We start from the raw sequence: 22,177 nt of genomic DNA on the forward strand, positions 1-22,177 counted from the left end.
GCAGGCAGCGACCGGGGATGCCGCGCGGACTCAGCCCGCCCGGGCCGCGCCGTCGAGGAGCCGGTGCAGGGCCCGGCGCAGGGCGGGGAGGTCCCGGACCGGTTCGGGGAAGTCGAAGCGGGCGTCGAAGACGGGCCGGTCCCGGAGGTCCACGGTGTTGTCCTCCGGCCGCTCGGACCGGCCGAAGAAACGGACCCGCAGTCCGAACCGGTTCAGGGCCACCGGAACCGCCGTTTCGTCCGCGGCGCAGGTGGTCGCACCGGGTCGGTCGAGCAGGGTGCACAGGCCCCGGATCAGGTCGCCGTGCGCCGAGGCCAGGTGCTGGAGCAGCTCCGTCTCGTGGTGGACGAAAGGATCGTGGCCGGCCGCGGCGAACTCGTCCGCCTCGACATCGCCCGCTCCCCGCAGGTCGTCGATGTTCGCCTCACCCACCTCGAGCCGCAGCAGCATCCAGCCGCTCCCCGGAGCGGTCGGGGCCTCGGCCGCGACCGCCGCAGCGGCCGCAGTCCGCTTCGCCGGCAGCGCCGCACCGGCCTCGCGTTCGGCCCGGTCGCGCACCGGCGTCAGCCACCCGCCGACCCGGGCGCGGCCGCGGATACGATGGGGTACGGCGACCGGCGCCACGTCCGTGACCTCCATCACGGCCACCACGTCGTCGTCCTGTGCGTGGGTCGCGGCGCGAGCCGCGGGGGAGTCCCCGGGCACCAGCAGGAGCACGTTTCCGTCGGGAGCGACGGTGCGTGCCACGGGCGTCCCCGCCAGGTGTTCCACCGGTTCCGCTCCGGGAACAACGAGCACCGCGGAGGCGTCGGACTCCACGAGGGTTCGTACACGCTCGGCGGCCGAGGGCCGTCCGGCGTCTTCCGCGGGACGCGGCTGACCCGCATCCGAGCCGCACGCCGGTGTTCCGGCGGCGCCGGTCGCGGGGGTCCCAGGTCGAAACATGCGTTCTCCTCCGCTAAGGTAAGCCTCACCTAATTTACATGGAGGATCGTTCCACGTGAACCAGTCGCGTCCCAAGGTCAAGAAGTCGAGGGCGCTCGGCATTGCGCTGACCCCGAAGGCCGTCAAGTACTTCGAGGCACGCCCCTACCCGCCCGGCGAGCACGGCCGCGGCCGCAAGCAGAACAGCGACTACAAGGTCCGGCTGCTGGAGAAGCAGCGCCTGCGTGCCCAGTACGACATCAGCGAGCGTCAGATGGTTCGCGCCTACGACCGTGCCCGGAAGGTCGAGGGCAAGACGGGCGAGGCTCTGATCATCGAGCTCGAGCGCCGTCTGGATGCGCTCGTCCTGCGCTCGGGTATCGCCCGCACCGTCTACCAGGCGCGCCAGATGGTGGTGCACGGCCACATCGAGGTCAACGGCCGCAAGGTCGACAAGCCGTCGTTCCGGGTCCGCCCGGACGACGTGGTCATGGTCCGCGAGCGCAGCCGTGACAAGCACCCCTTCCAGGTGGCCCGCGAGGGCGGCTACGCGCCCGACGGCGAGACCCCGCGCTACCTCGAGGTCAACCTGAAGGCGCTCGCCTTCCGGCTCGACCGGGACCCGAACCGCAAGGAGGTCCCGGTGATCTGCGACGAGCAGCTCGTCGTCGAGTACTACGCGCGCTGAACGTCCGGTGCCCGCGTCCCACCGGTCCGCCGCACCCCCCGGGGGGGTGCGGCGGACTCGTGCGTCGCCGCCCGGTCCGTGCCGCCCGGGTGCCGGGTGGTAATCCGGTACGGGCCCCTCGCACAGGCGCGATAAGGTCGATACCTGCCGCCGACCGGCCCGGAGATCCGGCCGCCCTTGAACGCGGCGGCCGAATCGATCACAGGGAGCGGTGGATGGTGTCCGGTGGAGAGGTGGCCGGGATCCTCGTGGCCGTCTTCTGGGCGATCCTGGTGTCATTCCTCGCCGTGGTGCTGGTGCGGCTCGCCCAAGTCCTCAAGGCGACCACCAAGTTGGTGGCCGACGTGACGGAGCAGGCGGTCCCGCTGCTCGGTGAGGCATCCGCGACGGTGCGCACGGCGCAGACCCAGCTTGAGCGGGTCGACGCGATCGCCACCGATGTCCAGGAGGTCACCTCCAACGCCTCGGCGCTCTCCACCACCGTCGCATCGACTTTCGGCGGTCCGCTCGTCAAGGTCGCGGCCTTCGGTTACGGCGTTCGCCGGGCCCTGGGCCGCAAGGACGCACCCGTCCCGTCCCCGCGGCGTACCGTGATCGTGGGACGCACACTGCCATCGGCCCGGCGCGGCAGCAGGCGCGACCGGGGCAAGAAGGACTGAGAGAGCGATGTTCCGCCGTACGTTCTGGTTCACCGCGGGCGCCGCTGCCGGTGTGTGGGCCACCACGAAGGTCCAGAGCAGGCTGCGCCGGCTCACCCCCGAGAGTCTGGCCGCCCAGGCGGCCGACAAGGCCGTCGAAGCTGGACACCGGATCAAGGAGTTCGCGCTCGACGTCCGCGCAGGCATGGCTCAGCGCGAGGGGGAGCTCAACGAAGCGCTCGGCCTCGAGGCCGGGGCCGGAACCGAGCACGAGCGGGAACTCGTCGCACGGCCCCGCCCCGCCCCGCTCACCCAGAAGCACACGTACAACCGGAATGAGGACCACTGATGGAGTCGGCTGAAATCCGTCGCCGCTGGCTGCGCTTCTTCGAGGAGCGGGGGCACACCGTCGTGCCGTCGGCGTCGCTCATCGCTGACGACCCGACCCTGCTGCTCGTCAATGCGGGCATGGTCCCCTTCAAGCCCTACTTCCTGGGCGAGGTCAAACCGCCGGCCCCGCGGGCCACCAGCGTGCAGAAGTGCGTGCGTACGCCCGACATCGAAGAGGTCGGCAAGACCACGCGGCACGGCACGTTCTTCCAGATGTGCGGCAACTTCTCCTTCGGCGACTACTTCAAGGAAGGCGCCATCAAGCTTGCCTGGGAGCTGCTCACCAGCTCCCAGGAGGACGGCGGCTACGGGCTGGACCCGGAGCGGCTCTGGGTCACCGTCTACAAGGACGACGACGAGGCCGAACAGATCTGGCGCGACGTCGTCGGTGTCCCCGCCGAGCGCATCCAGCGCCTGGGCATGGCCGACAACTACTGGTCGATGGGCGTTCCCGGTCCCTGCGGCCCCTGCTCCGAGATCAACTACGACCGCGGCCCCGGGTTCGGAGCCGAGGGCGGCCCCGCCGTCAACGACGAGCGCTACGTGGAGATCTGGAACCTGGTCTTCATGCAGTACGAGCGCGGGCAGGGCTCCGGCAAGGACGACTTCCCGATCCTGGGCGAACTGCCGAGCAAGAACATCGACACCGGCCTCGGTCTCGAGCGCCTCGCGATGATCCTGCAGGACGTCCACAACATGTACGAGACCGACACCCTGCGCGTCGTGATGGACAAGGCCACGGAGCTCACCGGGGTCCGTTACGGCAGCGCCGCCGACACCGACGTGTCCCTGCGCGTCATCGCCGACCACCTGCGGACTTCCGTCATGCTCATCGGCGACGGCGTGACCCCGGGCAACGAGGGCCGCGGCTACGTCCTGCGCCGCATCATGCGCCGGGCCATCCGCAACATGCGCCTGCTCGGCGCCACGGGGCCCGTCGTCGGTGAACTCGTCGACACCGTCATCAAGATGATGGGCGAGCAGTATCCCGAACTGCTCACCGAGCGGAAGCGGATCGAGACCGTCGCGCTCGGCGAGGAGGCCGCCTTCCTCAAGACCTTGAAGACCGGCACCAACATCCTCGACACGGCCGTGTCCGAGACCAAGGCCGGCGGCTCGGGGGTGCTGCCGGGCGACAAGGCGTTCCTGCTGCACGACACGTGGGGCTTCCCCATCGACCTCACCCTCGAGATGGCCGCCGAACAGGGCCTGACCGTGGACGAGGAGGGCTTCCGCCGCCTGATGAAGGAGCAGCGGGAGCGCGCCAAGGCCGATGCCAAGGCCAAGAAGCAGGGCCACGCCGACCTGTCCGCCTACCGGGAGGTCGCCGACACCTCCGGATCCACCGTCTTCACCGGCTACACCGACACCGAGGGCGAGTGCACGGTCGTCGGTCTGCTCGTCGACGGCGTGCCGTCGCCGGCCGCCCTGGAGGGCGACGAGGTGGAGATCGTCCTCGACCGCACACCGTTCTACGCCGAGGGCGGCGGCCAGTTGGCCGACACCGGCCGGATCAGGCTCGAGAACGGCGCGGTCGTCGAGGTCCGGGACGTGCAGCAGCCGGTGCCGGGCGTCAGCGTGCACAAGGGCGTCGTCCAGGTCGGCGAGGTCACCGTCGGCTCGTCGGCCCACGCGCACATCGACGTGACCCGCCGCCGGGCTATCGCCCGTGCCCACAGCGCCACCCACCTCACCCACCAGGCGCTGCGGGACGCCCTCGGTCCCACCGCCGCGCAGGCCGGTTCGGAGAACTCTCCGGGACGCTTCCGCTTCGACTTCGGGTCGCCGTCCGCCGTGCCCGGCGGGGTGCTCACCGACGTCGAGCAGAAGATCAACGAGGTCCTCGCGCGTGAACTCGACGTGCGCGCCGAGGTCATGAGCATGGACGAGGCCAAGAAGCAGGGTGCCATCGCCGAGTTCGGCGAGAAGTACGGCGACCGGGTCCGCGTCGTCACGATCGGTGACTTCTCCAAGGAGCTGTGCGGCGGCACCCACGTGCACAACACCTCGCAGCTCGGCCTCGTCAAGCTGCTCGGCGAGTCGTCCATCGGCTCCGGCGTGCGCCGGGTGGAGGCGCTGGTCGGCGTCGACGCCTACAACTTCCTGGCCCGCGAACACACGGTCGTCTCGCAGCTCACCGATCTGCTCAAGGGCCGGCCCGAGGAGCTGCCGGAGAAGATCTCCGGAATGCTCACGAAACTCCGGGACGCCGAGAAGGAGATCGAGCGCTTCCGCGCCGAAAAGGTCCTCCAGGCCGCTGCGGGCCTGGCCGAGGGTGCCCGGGACGTCCACGGGACCGCTCTGGTCACCGGACGGCTTCCGGACGGCACCGGTGCCGACGACCTGCGCAAGCTCGTCCTCGACGTGCGCGGTCGGATCCAGGGCGGCCGGCCGGCCGTCGTGGCCCTGTTCGCCGTGACCAACGGCCGGCCGCTGACGGTGATCGCCACCAACGAGGGCGCCCGGGAGCGGGGCATCAAGGCCGGCGAACTGGTCCGTGCCGCCGCCAAGACCCTGGGCGGCGGCGGTGGAGGCAAGGACGACGTCGCTCAGGGCGGCGGGCAGAACCCGGGCGCCGTCGACGAGGCCGTGGCCGCAGTGGAGCGCCTGGTCGCCGAGAAGGCGTGAACGAGCCGGTGACGGAGCAGTCGATGCGGCGCGGCCGGCGGATCGCCGTGGACGTGGGGGACGCCCGGATCGGGGTCGCCTCGTGCGACCCCGACGGGGTCCTCGCCACCCCGGTGGAAACGGTGCCGGGACGCGATGTCCCGGCCGCCCACCGCCGGTTGGCCGCGATCGTCGAGGAGTACGAACCCCTCGAGGTCGTGGTCGGCCTGCCCCGCTCGCTCAGCGGTGGCGAGGGGCCGGCCGCGGCCAAGGTGCGGGCGTTCGCGAGCACACTCGCACGGACCATCGCGCCCGTACCGGTGAGGCTGGTGGACGAGCGCATGAGCACCGTCACGGCGGCGCAGAGCCTGCGGGCGTCCGGCGTCGGCTCCCGGAAGGGCCGATCGGTCGTCGACCAGGCGGCCGCCGTGGTGATCCTTCAGAACGCCCTCGAGACGGAGCGCAGCTCGGGTCGGCCCCCGGGCGAGGACGTCGAAGTGGTCATCTGATCGCGATACGGTAACGTTCCCGGCGGCGCGGCGGCGTTCGAATCGATCAACTGCCGTGCGGAACGAGGTGGCCCGGGCATGTGTGCCGTGCGACGAGAGCCGCCTCGCGGCTCTCTCTAGGGGATCGATGACTGAGTATGGCCGGGGCCAGGGCTCCGAACCGTGGCATCCCGAGGACCCGCTGTACGGGGACCAGGGGTGGCACGGCCAGCAGCAGGCCGCGCACGGCCCGGATGCCTACGCCCCCCAGGGCGGGCAGTATCCCCAGGCTGAGCACTACCCCCAGGGCGGTCAGTGGGACACGGGGCAGTGGGAGACCGGCCAGTGGGACGCCGCGCAGACCGGCCAGTGGGACACGGGGCAGTGGAACAGCCAGGCCGCCCAGTACACCGGGCAGGGCCGGCAGTACCAGCAGCAGTCCCAGGGCTGGGATCCCTCGCCGGGCGGGGCCACGGGTCACGCGCCCGGGCCCGGGGACCCGTACGGCCGGCAGGAGCCGGATCCCTACGGAACCGACCACGGTCACCCCGACCCCTACAGCCAGTCGTACGGCTACCAGCAGCCGCAGCAGATGCGCAGCGGTCCGGCCGGAGGCCCCGGCCCGTTCGAGCAGAACCCTCACACCGGCTACGGCACGCAGGAGATGCCGCACATCCGGCCCGAGGAGCCCCGGCAGCCCCATCCGCCGCAGCGGCCCGGGGGCGCCGAGGCGGACGGCTGGGACGACGAACCGGACGAGCCCGAGCACGCCTTCTTCCGCCAGGACCGTGACGAACACGATCACTACGCGGACGAGGACGCTCCGGACCGCCGGTGCCGTCCGAGGCTGCGTGGCGGCCGGGGCGACGGCCCGTCGAAGCCCGGACGACGCAGCGGTCTGGCCTGCCTGCTGGTCGGTGCGGTGCTGGTCGGCGGCGTCGGGGGCGCGGGCTGGTTCGGCTACCAGTTCTGGGAGAGCCGCTTCGCGGACGCCCCCGACTACTCCGGTGACGGCTCGGGCAGCGTGCAGATCGAGATCCCGAGCGACACGAGCCTGGCCGGGATGGGCCGGATTCTGAAGAGCAAGGGCGTGGTGAAGAGCGTCGACGCCTTCGTCGAGGCCGCCGACACCCCCAAGGGCCGTGGAATCCAGTCGGGCATCTACACGCTGCACCGCAGGATGTCCGCCGAGGCAGCGGTCGAGATGATGACCGACCCGGCGGCCATGAACGCCCTCATCATCCGCGAGGGCATGCGCGCCTCCCAGGTCTACGCTGCGATCGACGACAAGCTCGGCGTCAAGGCCGGAACGACGAAGAAGGTCGCCAAGTCGGATGCCGGCTCCCTCGGTCTGCCGCGCTGGGCGGCCGGCAACCGGAAGGCCATGGACCCCCTCGAGGGCTTCCTCTTCCCCTCGCGCTACGACGCGGCCGAGGGCTCGAAGCCGGCCGACGTGCTGCGCCAGATGGTCCAGCGGGCCACGAAGCAGTACGAGCAGCAGGGCGTCGTGCAGGAGGCGAAGAAGCTCGGGCTCGACTCGCCGCTCGAGCTCGTCACGGTGGCGAGCCTCGTCCAGGCCGAGGGCATGACCCACGACGACTTCCGCAAGATGGCGCGGGTCGTCTACAACCGGCTGAAGGCGGGCAACACCGAGACCAACGGGCGTCTCGAGTTCGACTCGACGTACAACTACCTCAAGGGCCAGAGCAAGATCGATCTCGACCCGAACGAGCTCCGGACCTACGACCACCCGTACAACACGTACTTCTACAAGGGCCTGCCGCCCGGCCCCATCGGCAACCCCGGCGACGAAGCGGTGAACGCGGCGATCCACCCGGAGCGGGGCTCCTGGTACTACTTCGTCTCGATCAAGGGCAAGACCAAGTTCGCCGACACGCTGGAGGAGCACAACAAGCTCGTCCGCGAGTTCAACAGGAGCCGGCGGGACGGCTGACCCGCCGGCCGGCGGCGCGCACGACAGCACAACGAGGAACTGATGGTGGAACAGCGACGGGCGGCCGTCCTCGGCTCGCCGATCGCGCATTCCCTCTCGCCGGAGCTGCACCGGGCGGCCTACGAGGCGCTGGGGCTGACCGGTTGGGCGTACGACCGCTTCGAGGTGGACGAGGCGGCCCTGCCGGGCTTCCTCGCGGAACTCCCTCCGGGCGACTGGGCCGGACTCTCGCTGACCATGCCGCTCAAGCGGGCGGTCATCCCGCTGCTCGACGGCATCAGCGACACGGCGGCCGCGGTGGAGGCGGTCAACACCGTCGTCTTCGGCCCTTCCGGACGCCTGGTCGGTGACAACACCGACATCCCCGGGATGGCCGCGGCTCTCCGCGAACGCGGCATCGAGAAGGTCGACCGGGCCGCCGTGCTCGGCGCCGGCGCCACCGCCTCCTCCGCACTCGCGGCGCTGGCCCGGATCTGCACCGGCGAGGTGACGGTCCACGTGCGCACCAGCGCCCGGGCCGATGAGATGCGGCGGTGGGGGGAGCGTCTGGGCGTGCCCGTGCGCATCGCCGACTGGACGGATGCCGCCGCGGCGTTCGACGCGCCGCTGGTGATCGCGACCACTCCCGCCGGGACGACCGACCCGCTCGCGGCCGCCGTCCCGGAACGGCCGGGAACGCTCTTCGACGTGCTGTACGAGCCCTGGCCGACCCCGCTGGCCGCTGCCTGGCGGGCGCGCGGCGGAGCCGTGGTCGGCGGCCTGGACCTCCTGGTGCACCAGGCGGTCCTTCAGGTCGAGCTGATGACGGGCCGCACGCCCGCGCCGCTGGCGGCCATGCGCGCGGCGGGAATGCGGGCCCTGGCGGCACGCTCCGCGGGCTGACCGGGACGCCGTCCGTCTGCTGGACCCGCGTCGGAATCAGGCCCCGGACATGGGAGGATCGGGGAAAAGCGGGCCGGGCCGCGCACCGGGCCACGCTGCAGAACCGAGGCGCGAGCAAGAGGAGCACCGTTGAGCAGGTTGCGCTGGCTGACGGCGGGGGAGTCGCACGGTCCCGCACTGGTGGCGACGCTGGAGGGACTTCCGGCCGGGGTCCCCGTCACCACGGACATGGTGGCCGACGCGCTGGCCCGGCGGCGGCTCGGCTACGGCCGCGGCGCCCGCATGAAGTTCGAGCGCGACGAGGTCACCTTCCTCGGCGGCGTGCGGCACGGCCGCACCCTCGGCAGCCCGGTCGCGATCATGGTGGGCAACACCGAGTGGCCGAAGTGGGAGAAGGTCATGGCGGCCGACCCCGTCGACCCCGATGAGCTGGCCGACCTCGCCCGGAACGCGCCGCTGACCCGTCCCCGCCCCGGACACGCCGACCTGGCCGGTATGCAGAAGTACGGCTTCGACGAGGCCCGGCCGATCCTGGAGCGCGCCAGCGCCCGGGAGACCGCGGCCCGCGTCGCCCTGGGCACCGTCGCCCGCTCCTACCTCGAGGAGACGGTCGGCATCGAGATCGTCTCGCACGTCGTCGAACTGGCCGCGGCCAAAGCCCCCTACGGCGTCGTGCCCCGGCCCGAGGACGTGGACCGGCTCGACGCGGACCCGGTCCGCTGTCTCGACCCTGCGGCAAGCGAGGCGATGGTCGCCGAGATCGACCAGGCCCACAAGGACGGCGACACGCTCGGCGGGATCGTCGAGGTCTTGGCCTACGGCGTGCCCGTCGGGCTCGGCTCGCACGTCCACTGGGACCGGCGGCTCGACGCGCGCCTCGCCGCAGCGCTCATGGGCATCCAGGCGATCAAGGGCGTCGAGGTCGGCGACGGCTTCGACCTCGCCCGGGTCCCGGGCTCCCGGGCCCATGACGAGATCGTGAGCACCGGCGACGGCATCCGCCGCACCTCCGGCCGCTCCGGCGGCACCGAGGGCGGGCTGACCACCGGTGAACTGCTGCGCGTCCGCGCCGCGATGAAGCCGATCGCGACCGTCCCGCGCGCTCTGGCCACGGTCGATGTCGCCACCGGCGAGGCCGCGCAGGCCCACCACCAGCGCTCGGACGTCTGCGCGGTACCTGCGGCGGGCATCGTCGCCGAGGCCATGGTCGCCCTGGTTCTCGCGGATGCGGTTGCCGAGAAGTTCGGCGGCGACTCGGTCCCCGAGACCCGCCGCAACGTCCGGACGTTCCTCGACAACCTGGCGATCCGATGAGCGGCGCACCGGGCGCCGGCCACCGCCCGGGACCGGTGGCGGTCCTCGTCGGCCCCATGGGCGTCGGCAAGTCGACCGTCGGCAGGGTTCTCGCCGAGCGGCTGGGCGTCGGCTTCCGGGACACGGACGAGGACATCGTCCGGGCCGCCGGCAAGCCGGTCTCCGACATCTTCGTGGACGAGGGCGAACCCCGCTTCCGGGAACTGGAACGGCAGGCCGTGGCCGACGCCGTCGCCGGGCACCGCGGGATCCTCGCCCTCGGCGGCGGGGCGGTCATGGACGACGGCACCCGCGCACTGCTCGCCGGACTGCCCGTGGTCTTCCTCGACGTGGGCGTCGGCGAAGCCGTCAAGCGTGTCGGTCTGAACGCTCCCCGGCCGCTGCTGGCCGTCAACCCGCGGCAGCGCTGGCGCGAACTCATGGAACAGCGCCGTCCGCTGTACACCGAGGTGGCGCGGGCCGTCGTCACCACCGATGACCGCACCCCGGAGGAAGCCGCCGAAGCGGTCCTCGACGCACTGGAACTGAGGAAGTCATGACGGACACCGTTCCCCCGGCCGATCCGGGCCGGTCCCCGATCCGCGTCCAGGTGGGCGGGAGCGCGGGCAGCGACCCCTACGAGGTCCTCATCGGGCGGCAGTTGCTCGGCGACCTCGGCGGCCTGGTCGGCACCCGCGCCAAGCGCGTCGCCGTGCTGCACCCCGAGGCGCTCGCTGCCACCGGGGAGGCGCTGCGCGAGGACCTGGCCGAGCAGGGCTACGAGGCCATCGCGATCCAGCTGCCGAACGCCGAGGAGGCCAAGACCGCCGAGGTCGCCGCCTACTGCTGGAAGGCGCTGGGCCAGACCGGGTTCACCCGCAGCGACGTGATCGTGGGCGTCGGCGGCGGCGCGACCACGGACCTCGCCGGTTTCGTGGCCGCCACCTGGCTGCGCGGTGTGCGCTGGATCGCCGTGCCCACCACCGTGCTCGGCATGGTCGACGCGGCGGTCGGCGGCAAGACCGGCATCAACACGGCCGAGGGCAAGAACCTCGTCGGTGCGTTCCACCCGCCGGCCGGAGTGCTCTGCGACCTCGCCAGCCTCGACTCGCTGCCCGTCAACGACTACATCAGCGGACTCGCCGAGATCATCAAGGCCGGCTTCATCGCCGACCCGGTGATTCTCGACCTGATCGAGTCGGACCCGGAGGCCGCCCGCACACCGGCCGGGCCGCACACCGCGGAGCTCATCGAGCGGTCGGTCCGCGTCAAGGCGGACGTCGTCTCATCCGACCTCCGGGAGTCGGGCCCGCGGGAGGTACTGAACTACGGCCACACGCTGGCCCACGCCATCGAGAAGAACGAGCGCTACAACTGGCGCCACGGGGCCGCGGTGTCCATCGGCATGGTCTTTGCCGCGGAACTCGGCCGTCTCGCGGGCCGGTTGGACGACGCGACCGCCGACCGTCACCGCACGGTCCTGGACGCGGTCGGTCTGCCGCTCACCTACCGCGGTGACCAGTGGCCCAAGCTGCTGGAGACGATGAAGGTCGACAAGAAGTCCCGCGGCGACGTCCTGCGCTTCATCGTCCTCGACGGCCTGGCCAAGCCCGTCGTCCTCGAGGGCCCGGACCCGGCCGTGCTGGTCGCCGCCTACGCCGAGGTGGCCCGGTGAGCCGGCCGGTGTTCGTGCTCAACGGCCCGAACCTCGGGCGGCTGGGCAGCAGGGAGCCGGACGTGTACGGCGCGACCTCCTACAAGGGGCTCGTCGAGGAGTGCACGGCGCTCGGCGCCGAACTCGGGTTCGACGTCGACGTGCGCGAGACCAACGACGAGGGCGAGCTCATCCGCTGGCTGCACGAGGCGGCCGACGGATCCGTCCCCGTCGTCCTCAACCCGGGTGCCTTCACCCACTACTCGTACGGGATGCGGGACGCCGCGGCGCAGCGCACCGCGCCGCTGATCGAGGTGCACATCTCCAACCCGCACGCCCGCGAGGAGTTCCGGCACACCAGCGTCGTCGCGGCCGTCGCGTCGGGCACGATCGCCGGGTTCGGCATCGGCTCGTACCGGCTCGCGCTGCGCGCGCTCGCGGACGAACTCCCCGCCTGAACCGGGCACTTCCCACCGCCCTCCGGGCACCACGGCATCCGCCGGCCGGAGGGCGGTGGGCATCCCACGGCACCGGCCGGGGTAACGTTCGACCCGACCGGCGCCAAGACCGGTCGACCGAGTGCCAGTTGCCGCCTGCACGAGACGGAGAACCAGCGGATGCAGCACGCAGTGGGGGGAGCGCTGCCACCGTCGCACGGCCCGCACCGGGGCGCCGCTGCCGGCCCCCCGGCGCCCCCGGGCGGGCCGGATCCGGGACACCCCGTTCACCCCGGCGCCCCCGGGAGGCCACCCGCGCCGCCCGCCCACCAGCCCCCGCCCGGGCACGACGGCGCGCCGCCCGTCCCGGGCACGCCCCCCGGAACCGGCTGGGCCCCGCCGTCCCCCCGCCACGGCTCTTTTCCGCCCGCGGAGGCCGGTGGCCCGACGGGGCACATACCGCTGCCGTCCGGCGCCCCGGTGCCGCTCCCGGAGTCCCACGCGGTGAACGACACGACACAGATCACGCTCGCCGTGCTGCTCATCGGACCCGCGGGAGCCGGCAAGACGACCGTGGCGCGGCACTGGGCGGGCAGCCGCCGACTTCCGACCGCCCACATCAGCCTGGACGACGTCCGTGAGTGGGTCCGCTCCGGCTTCGCCGACCCGCAGAGCGGCTGGAACGACCACTCCGAGGCGCAGTACCGGCTGGCCCGGCGCACCTGTGGCTTCGCCGCGCGCAACTTCCTCGCCAACGGCATCTCCTGCATCCTCGACGACGCCGTCTTCCCCGACCGCCCGGTCGTCGGGCTCGGAGGCTGGAAGCGGCACGTCGGCCCCGGCCTGCTGCCCGTCGTCCTGCTGCCCGGGCTGGAGGTGGTGCTGGAGCGCAACGCCGCCCGCAGCGGGAACCGGCGGCTCAGCGACGAGGAGGTCGCCCGGATCCACGGCCGCATGGCCGGCTGGTACGGGTCCGGGCTGCCGATCATCGACAACTCCCAGTACGACGTGGAGACGACGGCCCGCGCCCTTGACGACGCCCTCGCCCGGAGCATCGCCAGCCCGCCCAGCTGGTGACCCGGGCAGACCGTTGCGGCGCTGTCGCACCGCGGTGCACCGCCGCCCCGCCGCTCGGTCGGACGCGCTGGGAAGGACGGGCCGGGACTTCGCTCGTACGCTCGGGAGCATGTCAGAGGTGCACGCGGTCCGACGCTCGGCGCTGCGCGACCGGTGCGCGGCGGGCGGCTGGGCGGCGGCGCTCATCTCCCGTCCGGCGAACGTCCGCTATCTCGCGGGCTCCGCACCGGCCGGCTCCGCGCTGCTGGTCGGCCCGGCCGAGGACGTCCTGGTCTGCCCCGGCGATCTCCCCCCGGACGCATCCGGGGCACGCGTCGCCGACGGGGTGCGGCTGCACCGGCTTCCGACGGCGGGAGGGGATGCCGCGGTGGCCGCGGCCGGCCTCGCCGCCTCGGCCGGCGCCGAGACGCTCGCCGTCGAGGAGCACCACCTGACCGTCGCCCGCCACCGCGCCCTGGTCTCCGTCGCACCGCGGATGCGGCTGACCGACGTGGCCGCGGCCGTCGAGCAGCAGCGGCTGGTCAAGGACGAGGACGAGCTCGCCTGCCTGCGCATCGCCGCGGAGATCACGGACCAGGCACTCGGGGAACTGCTCGAATCCATTCTGGTCGGCCGGACCGAGCGTCATCTCGCTCTGGAGCTGGAACGCCGTCTGGTCGACCACGGTGCGGCCGGACCTGCCTTCCCCACATCGGTGGCGACCGGACCGAACGCCGGCGCCGCCGGGCATCTGCCGACCGACCGCCGGGTCGAGGAGGGGGACTTCCTGAGCGTGCGGCTCGGTGCGGACTACCGCGGCTACCGCTGCGAGATCGGCCGGACGTTCGTGATCGGACCGTCCCCCGACAACTGGCAGATCGACCTGTACGACCTGGTCTTCGACGCGCAGCGGGCCGGACGTGAGGCGCTGCTGCCCGGTGCGGAGTGCCGCGAGGTCGACCATGCGGCCCGGCAGGTCCTCGACAGCGCCGGGTACGGTGGGGACCTGTCGCCGTGGATGGGCCATGGCGTCGGACTCGAAATCGGTGAGGACCCTCAGCTGTCCCCGTCGGCCATGGGTAAACTGGACGCTTGTGTGCCGGTCACCGTCGATCCGGGGGTCCACCTCCCGGGCCGGGGCGGTGTCCGCATCGACGACACTCTCGTCGTCCGCTCCGAGGCGGACGGCGGACCCGAGCTACTCACCATCACGACCAAGGAACTGCTCGCGCTCTGACAGCTGAGGCGCGCAACCCCTCGGTCTCCGCTCCAGCCAGTCCAGGAGATTCCGCAACCGTGGCATCCACGAACGACCTCAAGAACGGCATGGTGCTCAAGCTCGACGGCGGCCAGCTCTGGTCCGTGGTCGAGTTCCAGCACGTCAAGCCCGGCAAGGGCCCCGCCTTCGTCCGCACCAAGCTCAAGAACGTGCTCTCCGGCAAGGTCGTCGACAAGACCTTCAACGCCGGCGTGAAGGTCGAGACGGCCAACGTCGACAAGCGCGGAATGCAGTTCTCGTACATGGACGGCGAATACTTCGTCTTCATGGACATGGACACCTACGACCAGCTGCACGTCGACCGCAAGACGGTCGGCGACGCGGCCAACTTCCTGCTGGAGGGCTTCGAGGCCGTCGTCGCGATGTACGAGGGCAGCTGCCTGTACGTCGAGCTGCCGGCCGCCGTCGAGCTGGTGATCGAGCACACCGAGCCCGGTGTCCAGGGAGACCGTTCCACCGGCGGCTCCAAGCCCGCGAAGCTCGAGACCGGCTACGAGATCCAGGTCCCGCTGTTCATCACGACCGGTGAGAAGATCAAGGTCGACACCCGCTCCGGCGAGTACCTCGGCCGGGTGAACAAGTAGCCGTGGCCGCACGCAACAAGGCCCGTAAACGCGCTTTCCAGATCCTCTTCGAGGCCGACCAGCGCGGGAGTTCCGTGCAGACGGTGCTCGCGGACTGGCTCCGGCACGCACGGACCGACGAGCGGCAGCCGCCGGTCGGCGAGTACACCATGCAGCTGGTCGAGGGGTACGCCGAGCACGCGGACCGGATCGACGAGCTGCTTTCCACCTACTCGGTGGGCTGGACCCTGGACCGCATGCCCGTCGTGGACCGGAACATCCTCCGGCTCGGCGCCCACGAGCTGATCTGGGAGGACGACGTCCCCGACGCCGTCGTGATCGACGAGGCCGTGCAGCTCGCCAAGGAGTTCTCCACGGACGAGTCGCCCTCGTTCGTGAACGGCATGCTGGGGCGGCTCAAGGAACTCAAGCCGGGCCTGCGCAGAGCCTAGGAACGCACGTCCGGGCGAGTGCCCGGACCCTGGTCCACCCACCGGCCCGGAGCAGAACCTGAACAATGTTCTGCTCCGGGTCTGGTGCGTTCCCGGAGCCGTGTCCTAGGTTCTGCCGCATGCCCGATCACGGACCGGCGGAGAGCAGCCGGCTGCACGCACGTGTCCGTATCGGCTACGGCCTCGGCTCGTTCGCCACCGGGACCTTCGGCACCGTTCCCGGCCTGCTGCTGCTCTACTACCTGACCGACATCCTCGGGGTGGCCGCAGGAGTCGCCGGCCTGCTGGTCTTCCTTCCCAAGGCATGGGACGTCCTGCTCAACCCCTGGATCGGCAGCCTCTCCGACCGCACCATCCACCGGTGGGGGCCGCGCCGGCCCTGGATGCTGCTCGGCGCCCTGACCATGCCGCTCTGCTTCGCCGCCATGTTCGCGGTCCCGTCCGCGCTGCAGCGCGGCTGGGCCGCCGCCTGGGTCACCGTCCTCTTCCTGCTCACCGCGACCGCGTACGCCTGCTTCCAGGTCCCGTATGTGGCCCTGCCCGCCGAGTTGACGGCCGACCCCGGCGAACGAGCCCGAGTGATGTCCTGGCGCATCGCCTTCCTCGGAGCAGCGATCCTGCTGTCGGGGGCCACCGCGCCGCTCCTGGCGGGGGCCTCGGCCGACGGCCCGGGCTCACCGGACGGCTACCGGTTCATGGGCCTGGTCATAGGCTGCGTCCTGATGCTGGGGATGCTCGCTGCCTTCGCCGCCACAGCGGGCGTGCACGGCGTCGCCGAACCGGTCGCCGAGCCGACCCTGCTCGCCCAGCTGCGTGCCACCCGCGGCAACCGTCCGTTCGCCTGCCTGATCGTGCCCTGTCTGCTCGCCATGCCGTTGTGGCTCGCTCTCGGGCTCCGCACCGGCAAGCGCGCTGCCGCAATCGCGGCGTCCCTCTGCTTCCTGACCGGGGCCCTGAGCACCGCCTTCGCCCCGATCCTTCCGCTCGCGGCCGTGTACGCCGCGGTGGCCCTCGCGGGTGTCGGCTACGCCGGCATGCAGATGCTGCCGCCGGCCATGCTCGGGGACGCCATCGCGGCGGACGGGCTGACCAGCGGCCGCCGCCGGGCCGGCGTGTTCACCGGACTGTGGACCGCGGGGGAGACGCTGGGGCTCGCCCTGGGCCCGGGACTTTTCGGGCTCGTGCTGTCGGCCGGGGGTTTCGTCTCCTCCGACGCCGCCCATCGGGTCGACCAGCCCGAATCGGCACTGACCGCGATCCTCGCCGGCTTCGGGGTGCTGCCGGCCCTGCTGCTGCTGGTCAGTCTTCCCCTGCTCGGGCGGTACGACCTGACGGAGGCGGAGCTGGGCCGCCTGCGGGGAGCCGCCCGGGCACGGGACACGCCACCCGCCCCCGCCATCGACACGGAGAGCCCATGACCACCGACAGCCCGACGAAAGGCGCCGAGGAGCAGCACATCCTCCAGCGGCTCGCCACACTCCGCGAGGCCGACCTGCCCGTGCGCGGCGGCCGGACGATGGCGTACGTCTACGACTCCGGCCTCGACGGGCTCCAGGAACTCGCCTCCGCGGCGCAGGCCGCGTTCGACGGGGTCAACGGCCTGGACATGACGGTGTTTCCCAGCGTCGTCACCCTGGAGAACGAGGTGGTGGGCCGCGCGGCCGCCCTGCTGGGCGGAGGGCCGGAGACCACGGGCACGTTCACCAGCGGCGGTACCGAGAGCTGTCTGCTCGCGGTGCTGACGGCCCGGGAGTACGCGCGGCGAACCCGCGGCGTCGGCGCGCCCGAACTCGTCCTGCCCGTCACCGCGCACCCCGCGTTCCACAAGGCAGCCGCCTACTTCGGGCTGCGGGTGGTGACGGTACCGGTCGAGCCGGAAAGCTTCCGCGTGCGGGCGGCCGATGTCGCCACGGCGATCACCGACGACACCGCACTGGTGGTCGTCTCGGCCCCGTCCTACGCGCACGGGGTGGTCGACCCGATCGCGGAGGTGGCCGCCGAGACCGCCCGGCGCGGGGTGCTCTGCCACGTCGACGCCTGCATCGGCGGCTGGTACCTCGGGCATCTCCGGCTCGTGGCCGAGGGCGGGCATCTGCCCGCCTTCGACCTGTCGGTGCCGGGGGTGACCTCCCTGTCCGTGGATCTGCACAAGTACGGCTACACCCCCAAGGGGGCTTCCGTGCTGCTGATGCGGGACGCCGAACTCAGGCGCCACGGCTGGTTCGCCCATGCGGGATGGCCCGGCTATCCGGTGGTGGGTTCCACACTGCAGGGCACCAAGTCGGCGGCTCCGCTGGCCGCCGCCTGGGCTGTGACCGAACGGCTGGGAACCGGCGGCTATGTCGAGCTGTCCCGGCGGGTGCACCGGGCCGTCAGCGAACTCATCGAGGGAATCGGCCGGATCGAGGGCATCCGCGTCCTGGGGCGCCCGGACGCCTCACTGATCGCCGTCGCCGCCGACGGACCGCTGACCGACCCGTTCGTGGTGGCCGACGAGATGAGAGCCCGGGGCTGGTACCTCCAGCCGCAGCTCGCGTTCGGGGTTTCTCCCGCCAACCTGCATCTGACGGTGACGGCGGCAGTGGCCGGATCGGAAACCGTCACGGATCTGCTGGCCGAACTGGAAGTGGCGGTGGCGCGGGCGCGCGAGGCCGGTCCCACTGCGGTCGACCCGGCCCTGGCCGAACTGGCGGCGGCGCTGGACCCCGACGCGCTGGGGGCGGACGAGGTCGCGGCCGCACTTGCAATCGCGGGAATCGGAGAGGACGGTGCGCTGCCGGGGCGGATGGCCCCGGTCCTCGCGGTGATGCAGGTGATGCCACCGCGCTTGGTGGAGCGGCTGCTGCCCGAAGTGATCGGCAGGCTCTACGCCTGCCCGCCGGCTGACGGGCCCACCGGCGCCGGGGGGAGCATGTCCGGCAAGGCACCGGTTCGTCAGGGACGTTGACGCACACCGGTGCCGAGGTGCCGGCCCATGCGGTCGGCGATGGGCCGGGGCGGTGCCGGACGTTTTCGGGACGCCGGACCGGGGCCCGGTCCCGGGGCCGCGTGAGGGAATCACGCGGCCCCGCGGTGTCAGGCGTCCTCGTGCACCGCGCGTCGGGCATCCGCGTCCAGCACACCCCAGCTGATCAGCTGCTCGGTCAGCACCGAGGGGGACTGGTCGTAGATGACGGCGAGGGTCCGCAGGTCGTCCTGGCGGATCGAGAGGACCTTGCCGTTGTAGTCGCCTCGCTGGCTCTGGATGGTCGCGGCGTAGCGCTGGAGCGGGCCCGCCTTCTCCGCGGGCACGTGCTGCAGCCGCTCCAGGTCCAGAACGAGCTTCGGAGGCGGCTCGGCGGCTCCACCGGGCGTGGTGCCCGGCAGCAGTTCCTGCACCGGCACCCCGTAGAAGTCCGCCAGTTCGGCGAGGCGCTGTACGGTCACGGCGCGGTCGCCGCGCTCGTACGAGCCGACCACGACGGCCTTCCAGCGGCCCTGCGACTTCTCCTCGACGCCGTGGAGGGAGAGGCCCTGCTGGGTGCGGATGGCGCGGAGTTTGGCCCCGAGCTGTTTGGCGTATTCGCTGGACATAAAGCTCCCCGGACGCAATATCGACGTGCGGCTGAGCCGCGCGGCTGGTGACTCACTGTGAGGTTACGCAGCGTAATTGCGCTCGTCAAGCCGAACGGTCCACCCCCGTCCGAGGGGGACGGGTGCCGCACCCGGCGACGGCCCTGGTAGCGTCTGTGGTGCACATCCGACGTCCTTTAATGTCCGTCCCGTGAGGCGGAGAAGGAGGTCCGTTTCGTATGGACTCGATCAGTTCCCCACATGCGGCCCCGGCCCGATCCGTGCTCGAAGGCCCGGACATCGCGCGGGTCCTGACCCGCATCGCCCACGAGATCGTCGAACGCGCCAAGGGCGCCGACGACGTGGTGCTCCTCGGCATCCCCACCCGTGGCGTCTTCCTCGCCCGCCGGCTGGCCGCCAAACTCGACGCGATCACCGGCCGCAGCACCCAGGTCGGCTCCCTCGACATCACCATGTACCGCGACGACCTGCGGCTCCGCCCGGCCCGCACGCTGGGCCGGACCGAGATTCCCGCCGACGGCGTCGACGGCCGCCTCGTCGTCCTCGTCGACGACGTGCTGTTCTCGGGCCGCACGATCCGCGCCGCGCTGGACGCCCTGGGCGACATCGGCCGGCCGCGCGCCGTGCAGCTCGCCGTCCTGGTCGACCGCGGCCACCGCGAGCTGCCCATCCGTGCCGACTACGTCGGCAAGAACCTCCCCACATCCCTGCGGGAGACGGTCAGGGTCCAGCTCGACGAGGAGGACGGCCGCGACAGCGTGCTCCTCGGCGTCCGTGAGACCCCCGCGCCGGGCGAGTAGCCCCCTTACCGCACCGACCGGTGCGCGGGCCGCCGACGCCTGCCCAGGCCCCTGCGCGCGCACGCCCCGGTGACGCCGGTGCACCCCCGACCGGGCCGGAACGGCCCGGCGGTGCCCGATCGCCCCGCACGTCCTCCTCACCCACGGAGAGAACCGGATGAAGCGCCACCTCATCTCGGCCGCCGACCTCACCCGCGACGACGCCGTCCTGATCCTCGACACCGCCGAGGAGATGGCGCGCGTAGCCGACCGGCCGATCAAGAAACTGCCCACGCTGCGCGGCCGCACCGTCGTGAACCTCTTCTTCGAGGACTCCACCCGGACCCGCATCTCCTTCGAGGCCGCGGCCAAACGCCTGTCGGCCGACGTCATCAACTTCTCCGCCAAGGGCTCCTCGGTCTCCAAGGGCGAGTCCCTGAAGGACACCGCGCTCACCCTCGAGGCCATGGGCGCCGACGCCGTCGTGATCCGCCACCACGACTCGGGCGCACCGCACCGCCTCGCCACCTCCGGCTGGATCGGCGGCTCGGTGGTCAACGCGGGTGACGGCACGCACGAGCACCCCACCCAGGCGCTGCTCGACGCCTTCACCATGCGCCGTCATCTCGCCGGGGCGCCGGACGGCGGGCCCACCCGCCACGGGGAGCCGGGAGACAGCAGCGGCCGTGATCTCGCCGGACGGCGCATCACGGTGGTCGGCGACATCCTGCACAGCCGCGTCGCCCGTTCCAACGTGCACCTGCTCACCACGCTCGGAGCCGAGGTCACCCTGGTCGCGCCGCCCACCCTGGTGCCCGTCGGCGCCGGGAACTGGCCCTGTGAGATCTCCTACGACCTCGACGCCGTGCTGCCCAAGTCCGACGCCGTGATGATGCTGCGTGTCCAGCGCGAACGCATGAACGCGGCCTTCTTCCCCACCGAGCGCGAGTACGCGCGCCGCTACGGCCTGGACGCCGACCGGATGGCGCGCATGCCGGGCCACGCGATCGTCATGCACCCCGGGCCGATGAACCGTGGCATGGAGATCACCGCCGAGGTCGCCGACTCCGAGCGCTGCACGGCGGTCGAGCAGGTCGCCAACGGCGTCAGCATCCGGATGGCGGTCCTTTACCTGCTGCTCGGCGGCAACGAGCCCGCCGTCGGCGCCCCCATCGCCCGTACCGAGGAGAGCAAGTGACCGTGAGTGACGACAGGAACACGCTGATTCGCGGAGCCCGGGTACTCGGCGCCGAAGCGCAGGACGTCCTGATCGAGGGCGGGACGATCGCCGCGGTCGGCCCGGGGCTCTCCGCCCCGGACGCCGTCGTCGTCGAGGCGGACGGGCAGATCCTGCTCCCGGGCCTGGTGGACCTGCACACCCACCTCCGCGAACCCGGCCGGGAGGACTCCGAGACCGTCCTCACCGGCACCCGGGCGGCAGCCGCCGGCGGCTTCACCGCCGTCCACGCCATGGCCAACACCTTCCCGGTCGCCGACACCGCCGGCGTCGTCGAGCAGGTCTGGCGCCTCGGCCGCGAGTCCGGCTACTGCGATGTGCAGCCCGTCGGCGCCGTCACCGTCGGCCTCGAGGGACGCAAGCTCGCGGAGCTCGGTGCCATGCACGACTCCGCGGCCGGCGTCCGGATCTTCTCCGACGACGGCAAGTGCGTCGACGACGCGGTGATCATGCGTCGTGCGCTGGAGTACGTGAAGGCGTTCGACGGCGTCATCGCCCAGCACGCCCAGGAACCCCGGCTGACCGAGGGCGCCCAGATGAACGAGGGCGTCGTCTCCGCGGAACTCGGCCTGGGCGGCTGGCCCGCCGTCGCCGAGGAGTCGGTCATCGCCCGGGACGTGCTGCTGGCGGCCCACGTCGGCTCCCGCGTCCACATCTGCCACGTCTCCACGGCGGGGTCGGTCGAGATCGTCCGCTGGGCCAAGTCCAAGGGCTGGAACGTCACCGCCGAGGTCACCCCGCATCACCTGCTGCTCACCGACGAACTGGTGCGCTCCTACGACCCCGTCTACAAGGTCAACCCGCCGCTGCGCACCGAGGCCGACGTGACGGCGCTCCGGGAGGGACTGGCCGACGGCACCATCGACTGTGTCGCCACCGATCACGCCCCCCACCCGCACGAGGACAAGGACTGCGAGTGGGGCGCCGCAGCCATGGGCATGGTGGGCCTGGAGACGGCGCTGTCCGTCGTCCAGCACACGATGGTCGAGACCGGCCTGCTGGACTGGGCGCAGGTCGCCGATCGGATGTCGTTCCGCCCGGCGGCCATCGGCCGCCTCGGCCACCAGGGACGGCCCGTCTCGACGGGTGAGCCGGCCAACCTCACGCTGGTCGATCCGGCTTACCGTGGTGTGGTGAACCCCGTGGGCTTCGCCTCCCGCAGCCGCAACACCCCCTACGAGGGCAGGGAGCTGCCGGGACGCGTGACGCACACCTTCCTGCGGGGCCGGGCAACGGTCGTGGACGGGAAGCTGGCGTGAGCACCGTGGGAACTCTGCAGACAC

At 72.0% G+C, this 22,177-nt stretch carries 22 protein-coding genes; 20 read left to right on the forward strand and 2 right to left on the reverse strand.

Annotated features, from left to right (window positions below):
• Window positions 1-30: 30 nt before the first annotated feature.
• Window positions 31-945: a DUF2470 domain-containing protein gene (locus tag M1E25_RS19255; RefSeq protein ID WP_251417294.1), complete on the reverse strand. Its 915-nt coding sequence runs from the start codon at window positions 943-945 to the stop codon at window positions 31-33.
• Between the two features lie 55 nt (window positions 946-1,000).
• Between M1E25_RS19255 and rpsD the strand changes: the two genes are divergently transcribed.
• From rpsD to M1E25_RS19340, 17 genes are all read left to right on the forward strand, one after another.
• Complete coding sequence (gene rpsD / locus M1E25_RS19260) at window positions 1,001-1,612, forward strand: 30S ribosomal protein S4 (protein WP_251417295.1); 612 nt, start codon at window positions 1,001-1,003, stop codon at window positions 1,610-1,612.
• A 218-nt stretch (window positions 1,613-1,830) separates the two neighbouring features.
• On the forward strand, window positions 1,831-2,271 hold the full coding sequence (locus M1E25_RS19265; protein WP_251417409.1) for a DUF948 domain-containing protein: 441 nt from the start codon (window positions 1,831-1,833) through the stop codon (window positions 2,269-2,271).
• Between the two features lie 7 nt (window positions 2,272-2,278).
• A complete protein-coding gene (locus M1E25_RS19270) occupies window positions 2,279-2,599 on the forward strand; it encodes a DUF6167 family protein (protein ID WP_251417298.1) in 321 nt (106 codons plus the stop codon).
• Entirely contained in the window at window positions 2,599-5,268 is a 2,670-nt protein-coding gene (gene alaS / locus M1E25_RS19275; RefSeq protein WP_251417299.1) for an alanine--tRNA ligase, read from the forward strand. The genes M1E25_RS19270 and alaS overlap by 1 nt, the downstream gene beginning before the upstream one ends.
• 23 nt (window positions 5,269-5,291) lie before the next feature.
• A complete protein-coding gene (gene ruvX, locus M1E25_RS19280; protein WP_251417411.1) occupies window positions 5,292-5,756 on the forward strand; it encodes a Holliday junction resolvase RuvX in 465 nt (154 codons plus the stop codon).
• A gap of 127 nt (window positions 5,757-5,883) precedes the next feature.
• Window positions 5,884-7,689, forward strand: a complete 1,806-nt coding sequence (gene mltG, locus M1E25_RS19285; RefSeq protein ID WP_251417301.1) for an endolytic transglycosylase MltG — start codon at window positions 5,884-5,886, stop codon at window positions 7,687-7,689.
• A gap of 42 nt (window positions 7,690-7,731) precedes the next feature.
• The gene (locus tag M1E25_RS19290) at window positions 7,732-8,571 is read left to right on the forward strand and encodes a shikimate dehydrogenase (RefSeq protein ID WP_251417303.1); all 840 of its coding nucleotides are present in this window, start codon (window positions 7,732-7,734) and stop codon (window positions 8,569-8,571) included.
• 129 nt (window positions 8,572-8,700) lie between these two features.
• Window positions 8,701-9,885, forward strand: a complete 1,185-nt coding sequence (gene aroC, locus M1E25_RS19295) for a chorismate synthase (RefSeq protein ID WP_251417305.1) — start codon at window positions 8,701-8,703, stop codon at window positions 9,883-9,885.
• On the forward strand, window positions 9,882-10,424 hold the full coding sequence (locus tag M1E25_RS19300) for a shikimate kinase (RefSeq protein WP_251417308.1): 543 nt from the start codon (window positions 9,882-9,884) through the stop codon (window positions 10,422-10,424). The genes aroC and M1E25_RS19300 overlap by 4 nt, the downstream gene beginning before the upstream one ends.
• Window positions 10,421-11,539, forward strand: coding sequence for a 3-dehydroquinate synthase (gene aroB / locus M1E25_RS19305; RefSeq protein WP_251417310.1), 1,119 nt, complete (start codon window positions 10,421-10,423; stop codon window positions 11,537-11,539). The genes M1E25_RS19300 and aroB overlap by 4 nt, the downstream gene beginning before the upstream one ends.
• The gene (gene aroQ, locus M1E25_RS19310) at window positions 11,536-11,976 is read left to right on the forward strand and encodes a type II 3-dehydroquinate dehydratase (RefSeq protein ID WP_251417313.1); all 441 of its coding nucleotides are present in this window, start codon (window positions 11,536-11,538) and stop codon (window positions 11,974-11,976) included. Before aroB ends, aroQ begins: the two co-directional genes overlap by 4 nt.
• Before the next feature lie 159 nt (window positions 11,977-12,135).
• Complete coding sequence (locus tag M1E25_RS19315; RefSeq protein ID WP_251417315.1) at window positions 12,136-13,032, forward strand: AAA family ATPase; 897 nt, start codon at window positions 12,136-12,138, stop codon at window positions 13,030-13,032.
• Between the two features lie 109 nt (window positions 13,033-13,141).
• The gene (locus M1E25_RS19320) at window positions 13,142-14,248 is read left to right on the forward strand and encodes an aminopeptidase P family protein (protein ID WP_251417317.1); all 1,107 of its coding nucleotides are present in this window, start codon (window positions 13,142-13,144) and stop codon (window positions 14,246-14,248) included.
• A gap of 59 nt (window positions 14,249-14,307) precedes the next feature.
• Entirely contained in the window at window positions 14,308-14,874 is a 567-nt protein-coding gene (efp, locus tag M1E25_RS19325) for an elongation factor P (protein ID WP_251417319.1), read from the forward strand.
• Between the two features lie 2 nt (window positions 14,875-14,876).
• Complete coding sequence (nusB, locus tag M1E25_RS19330; RefSeq protein ID WP_251417321.1) at window positions 14,877-15,305, forward strand: transcription antitermination factor NusB; 429 nt, start codon at window positions 14,877-14,879, stop codon at window positions 15,303-15,305.
• A 119-nt stretch (window positions 15,306-15,424) separates the two neighbouring features.
• Window positions 15,425-16,723, forward strand: a complete 1,299-nt coding sequence (locus tag M1E25_RS19335; protein ID WP_251417323.1) for an MFS transporter — start codon at window positions 15,425-15,427, stop codon at window positions 16,721-16,723.
• Complete coding sequence (locus M1E25_RS19340; RefSeq protein WP_251417325.1) at window positions 16,720-18,252, forward strand: pyridoxal phosphate-dependent decarboxylase family protein; 1,533 nt, start codon at window positions 16,720-16,722, stop codon at window positions 18,250-18,252. The genes M1E25_RS19335 and M1E25_RS19340 overlap by 4 nt, the downstream gene beginning before the upstream one ends.
• A 128-nt stretch (window positions 18,253-18,380) precedes the next feature.
• Here the strand turns inward: M1E25_RS19340 and bldD are convergent, their stop codons facing one another.
• On the reverse strand, window positions 18,381-18,878 hold the full coding sequence (gene bldD / locus M1E25_RS19345; protein ID WP_251417327.1) for a transcriptional regulator BldD: 498 nt from the start codon (window positions 18,876-18,878) through the stop codon (window positions 18,381-18,383).
• Between the two features lie 218 nt (window positions 18,879-19,096).
• On the opposite strand from bldD, the gene pyrR reads away from it, so the two are divergent.
• The 3 genes from pyrR (at window position 19,097) to M1E25_RS19360 (ending at window position 22,153) form a co-directional block, all read left to right on the forward strand.
• Entirely contained in the window at window positions 19,097-19,678 is a 582-nt protein-coding gene (gene pyrR / locus M1E25_RS19350; protein WP_251417329.1) for a bifunctional pyr operon transcriptional regulator/uracil phosphoribosyltransferase PyrR, read from the forward strand.
• A gap of 157 nt (window positions 19,679-19,835) precedes the next feature.
• Window positions 19,836-20,855 (forward strand): aspartate carbamoyltransferase catalytic subunit, encoded by a 1,020-nt coding sequence (locus M1E25_RS19355; RefSeq protein WP_251417331.1) that lies wholly within the window; start codon window positions 19,836-19,838, stop codon window positions 20,853-20,855.
• A 2-nt stretch (window positions 20,856-20,857) separates the two neighbouring features.
• Window positions 20,858-22,153 (forward strand): dihydroorotase, encoded by a 1,296-nt coding sequence (locus M1E25_RS19360; protein ID WP_251417334.1) that lies wholly within the window; start codon window positions 20,858-20,860, stop codon window positions 22,151-22,153.
• Window positions 22,154-22,177: the final 24 nt, after the last annotated feature.

Source organism: Streptomyces meridianus, from assembly GCF_023703325.1.
In the GTDB taxonomy this organism is placed as follows: domain Bacteria; phylum Actinomycetota; class Actinomycetes; order Streptomycetales; family Streptomycetaceae; genus Streptomyces; species Streptomyces meridianus.

Coding starts and splice junctions, on each gene's coding strand:
- M1E25_RS19255 (WP_251417294.1), bottom strand. CDS start 945: ATGTTTCGACCTGGGACCCCCGCGACCGGCGCCGCCGGAACACCGGCG.
- M1E25_RS19270 (WP_251417298.1), top strand. CDS start 2,279: ATGTTCCGCCGTACGTTCTGGTTCACCGCGGGCGCCGCTGCCGGTGTG.
- alaS (WP_251417299.1), top strand. CDS start 2,599: ATGGAGTCGGCTGAAATCCGTCGCCGCTGGCTGCGCTTCTTCGAGGAG.
- ruvX (WP_251417411.1), top strand. CDS start 5,292: ATGCGGCGCGGCCGGCGGATCGCCGTGGACGTGGGGGACGCCCGGATC.
- mltG (WP_251417301.1), top strand. CDS start 5,884: ATGACTGAGTATGGCCGGGGCCAGGGCTCCGAACCGTGGCATCCCGAG.
- M1E25_RS19290 (WP_251417303.1), top strand. CDS start 7,732: ATGGTGGAACAGCGACGGGCGGCCGTCCTCGGCTCGCCGATCGCGCAT.
- M1E25_RS19300 (WP_251417308.1), top strand. CDS start 9,882: ATGAGCGGCGCACCGGGCGCCGGCCACCGCCCGGGACCGGTGGCGGTC.
- aroB (WP_251417310.1), top strand. CDS start 10,421: ATGACGGACACCGTTCCCCCGGCCGATCCGGGCCGGTCCCCGATCCGC.
- M1E25_RS19315 (WP_251417315.1), top strand. CDS start 12,136: ATGCAGCACGCAGTGGGGGGAGCGCTGCCACCGTCGCACGGCCCGCAC.
- M1E25_RS19320 (WP_251417317.1), top strand. CDS start 13,142: ATGTCAGAGGTGCACGCGGTCCGACGCTCGGCGCTGCGCGACCGGTGC.
- M1E25_RS19335 (WP_251417323.1), top strand. CDS start 15,425: ATGCCCGATCACGGACCGGCGGAGAGCAGCCGGCTGCACGCACGTGTC.
- M1E25_RS19340 (WP_251417325.1), top strand. CDS start 16,720: ATGACCACCGACAGCCCGACGAAAGGCGCCGAGGAGCAGCACATCCTC.
- bldD (WP_251417327.1), bottom strand. CDS start 18,878: ATGTCCAGCGAATACGCCAAACAGCTCGGGGCCAAACTCCGCGCCATC.
- pyrR (WP_251417329.1), top strand. CDS start 19,097: ATGGACTCGATCAGTTCCCCACATGCGGCCCCGGCCCGATCCGTGCTC.
- M1E25_RS19355 (WP_251417331.1), top strand. CDS start 19,836: ATGAAGCGCCACCTCATCTCGGCCGCCGACCTCACCCGCGACGACGCC.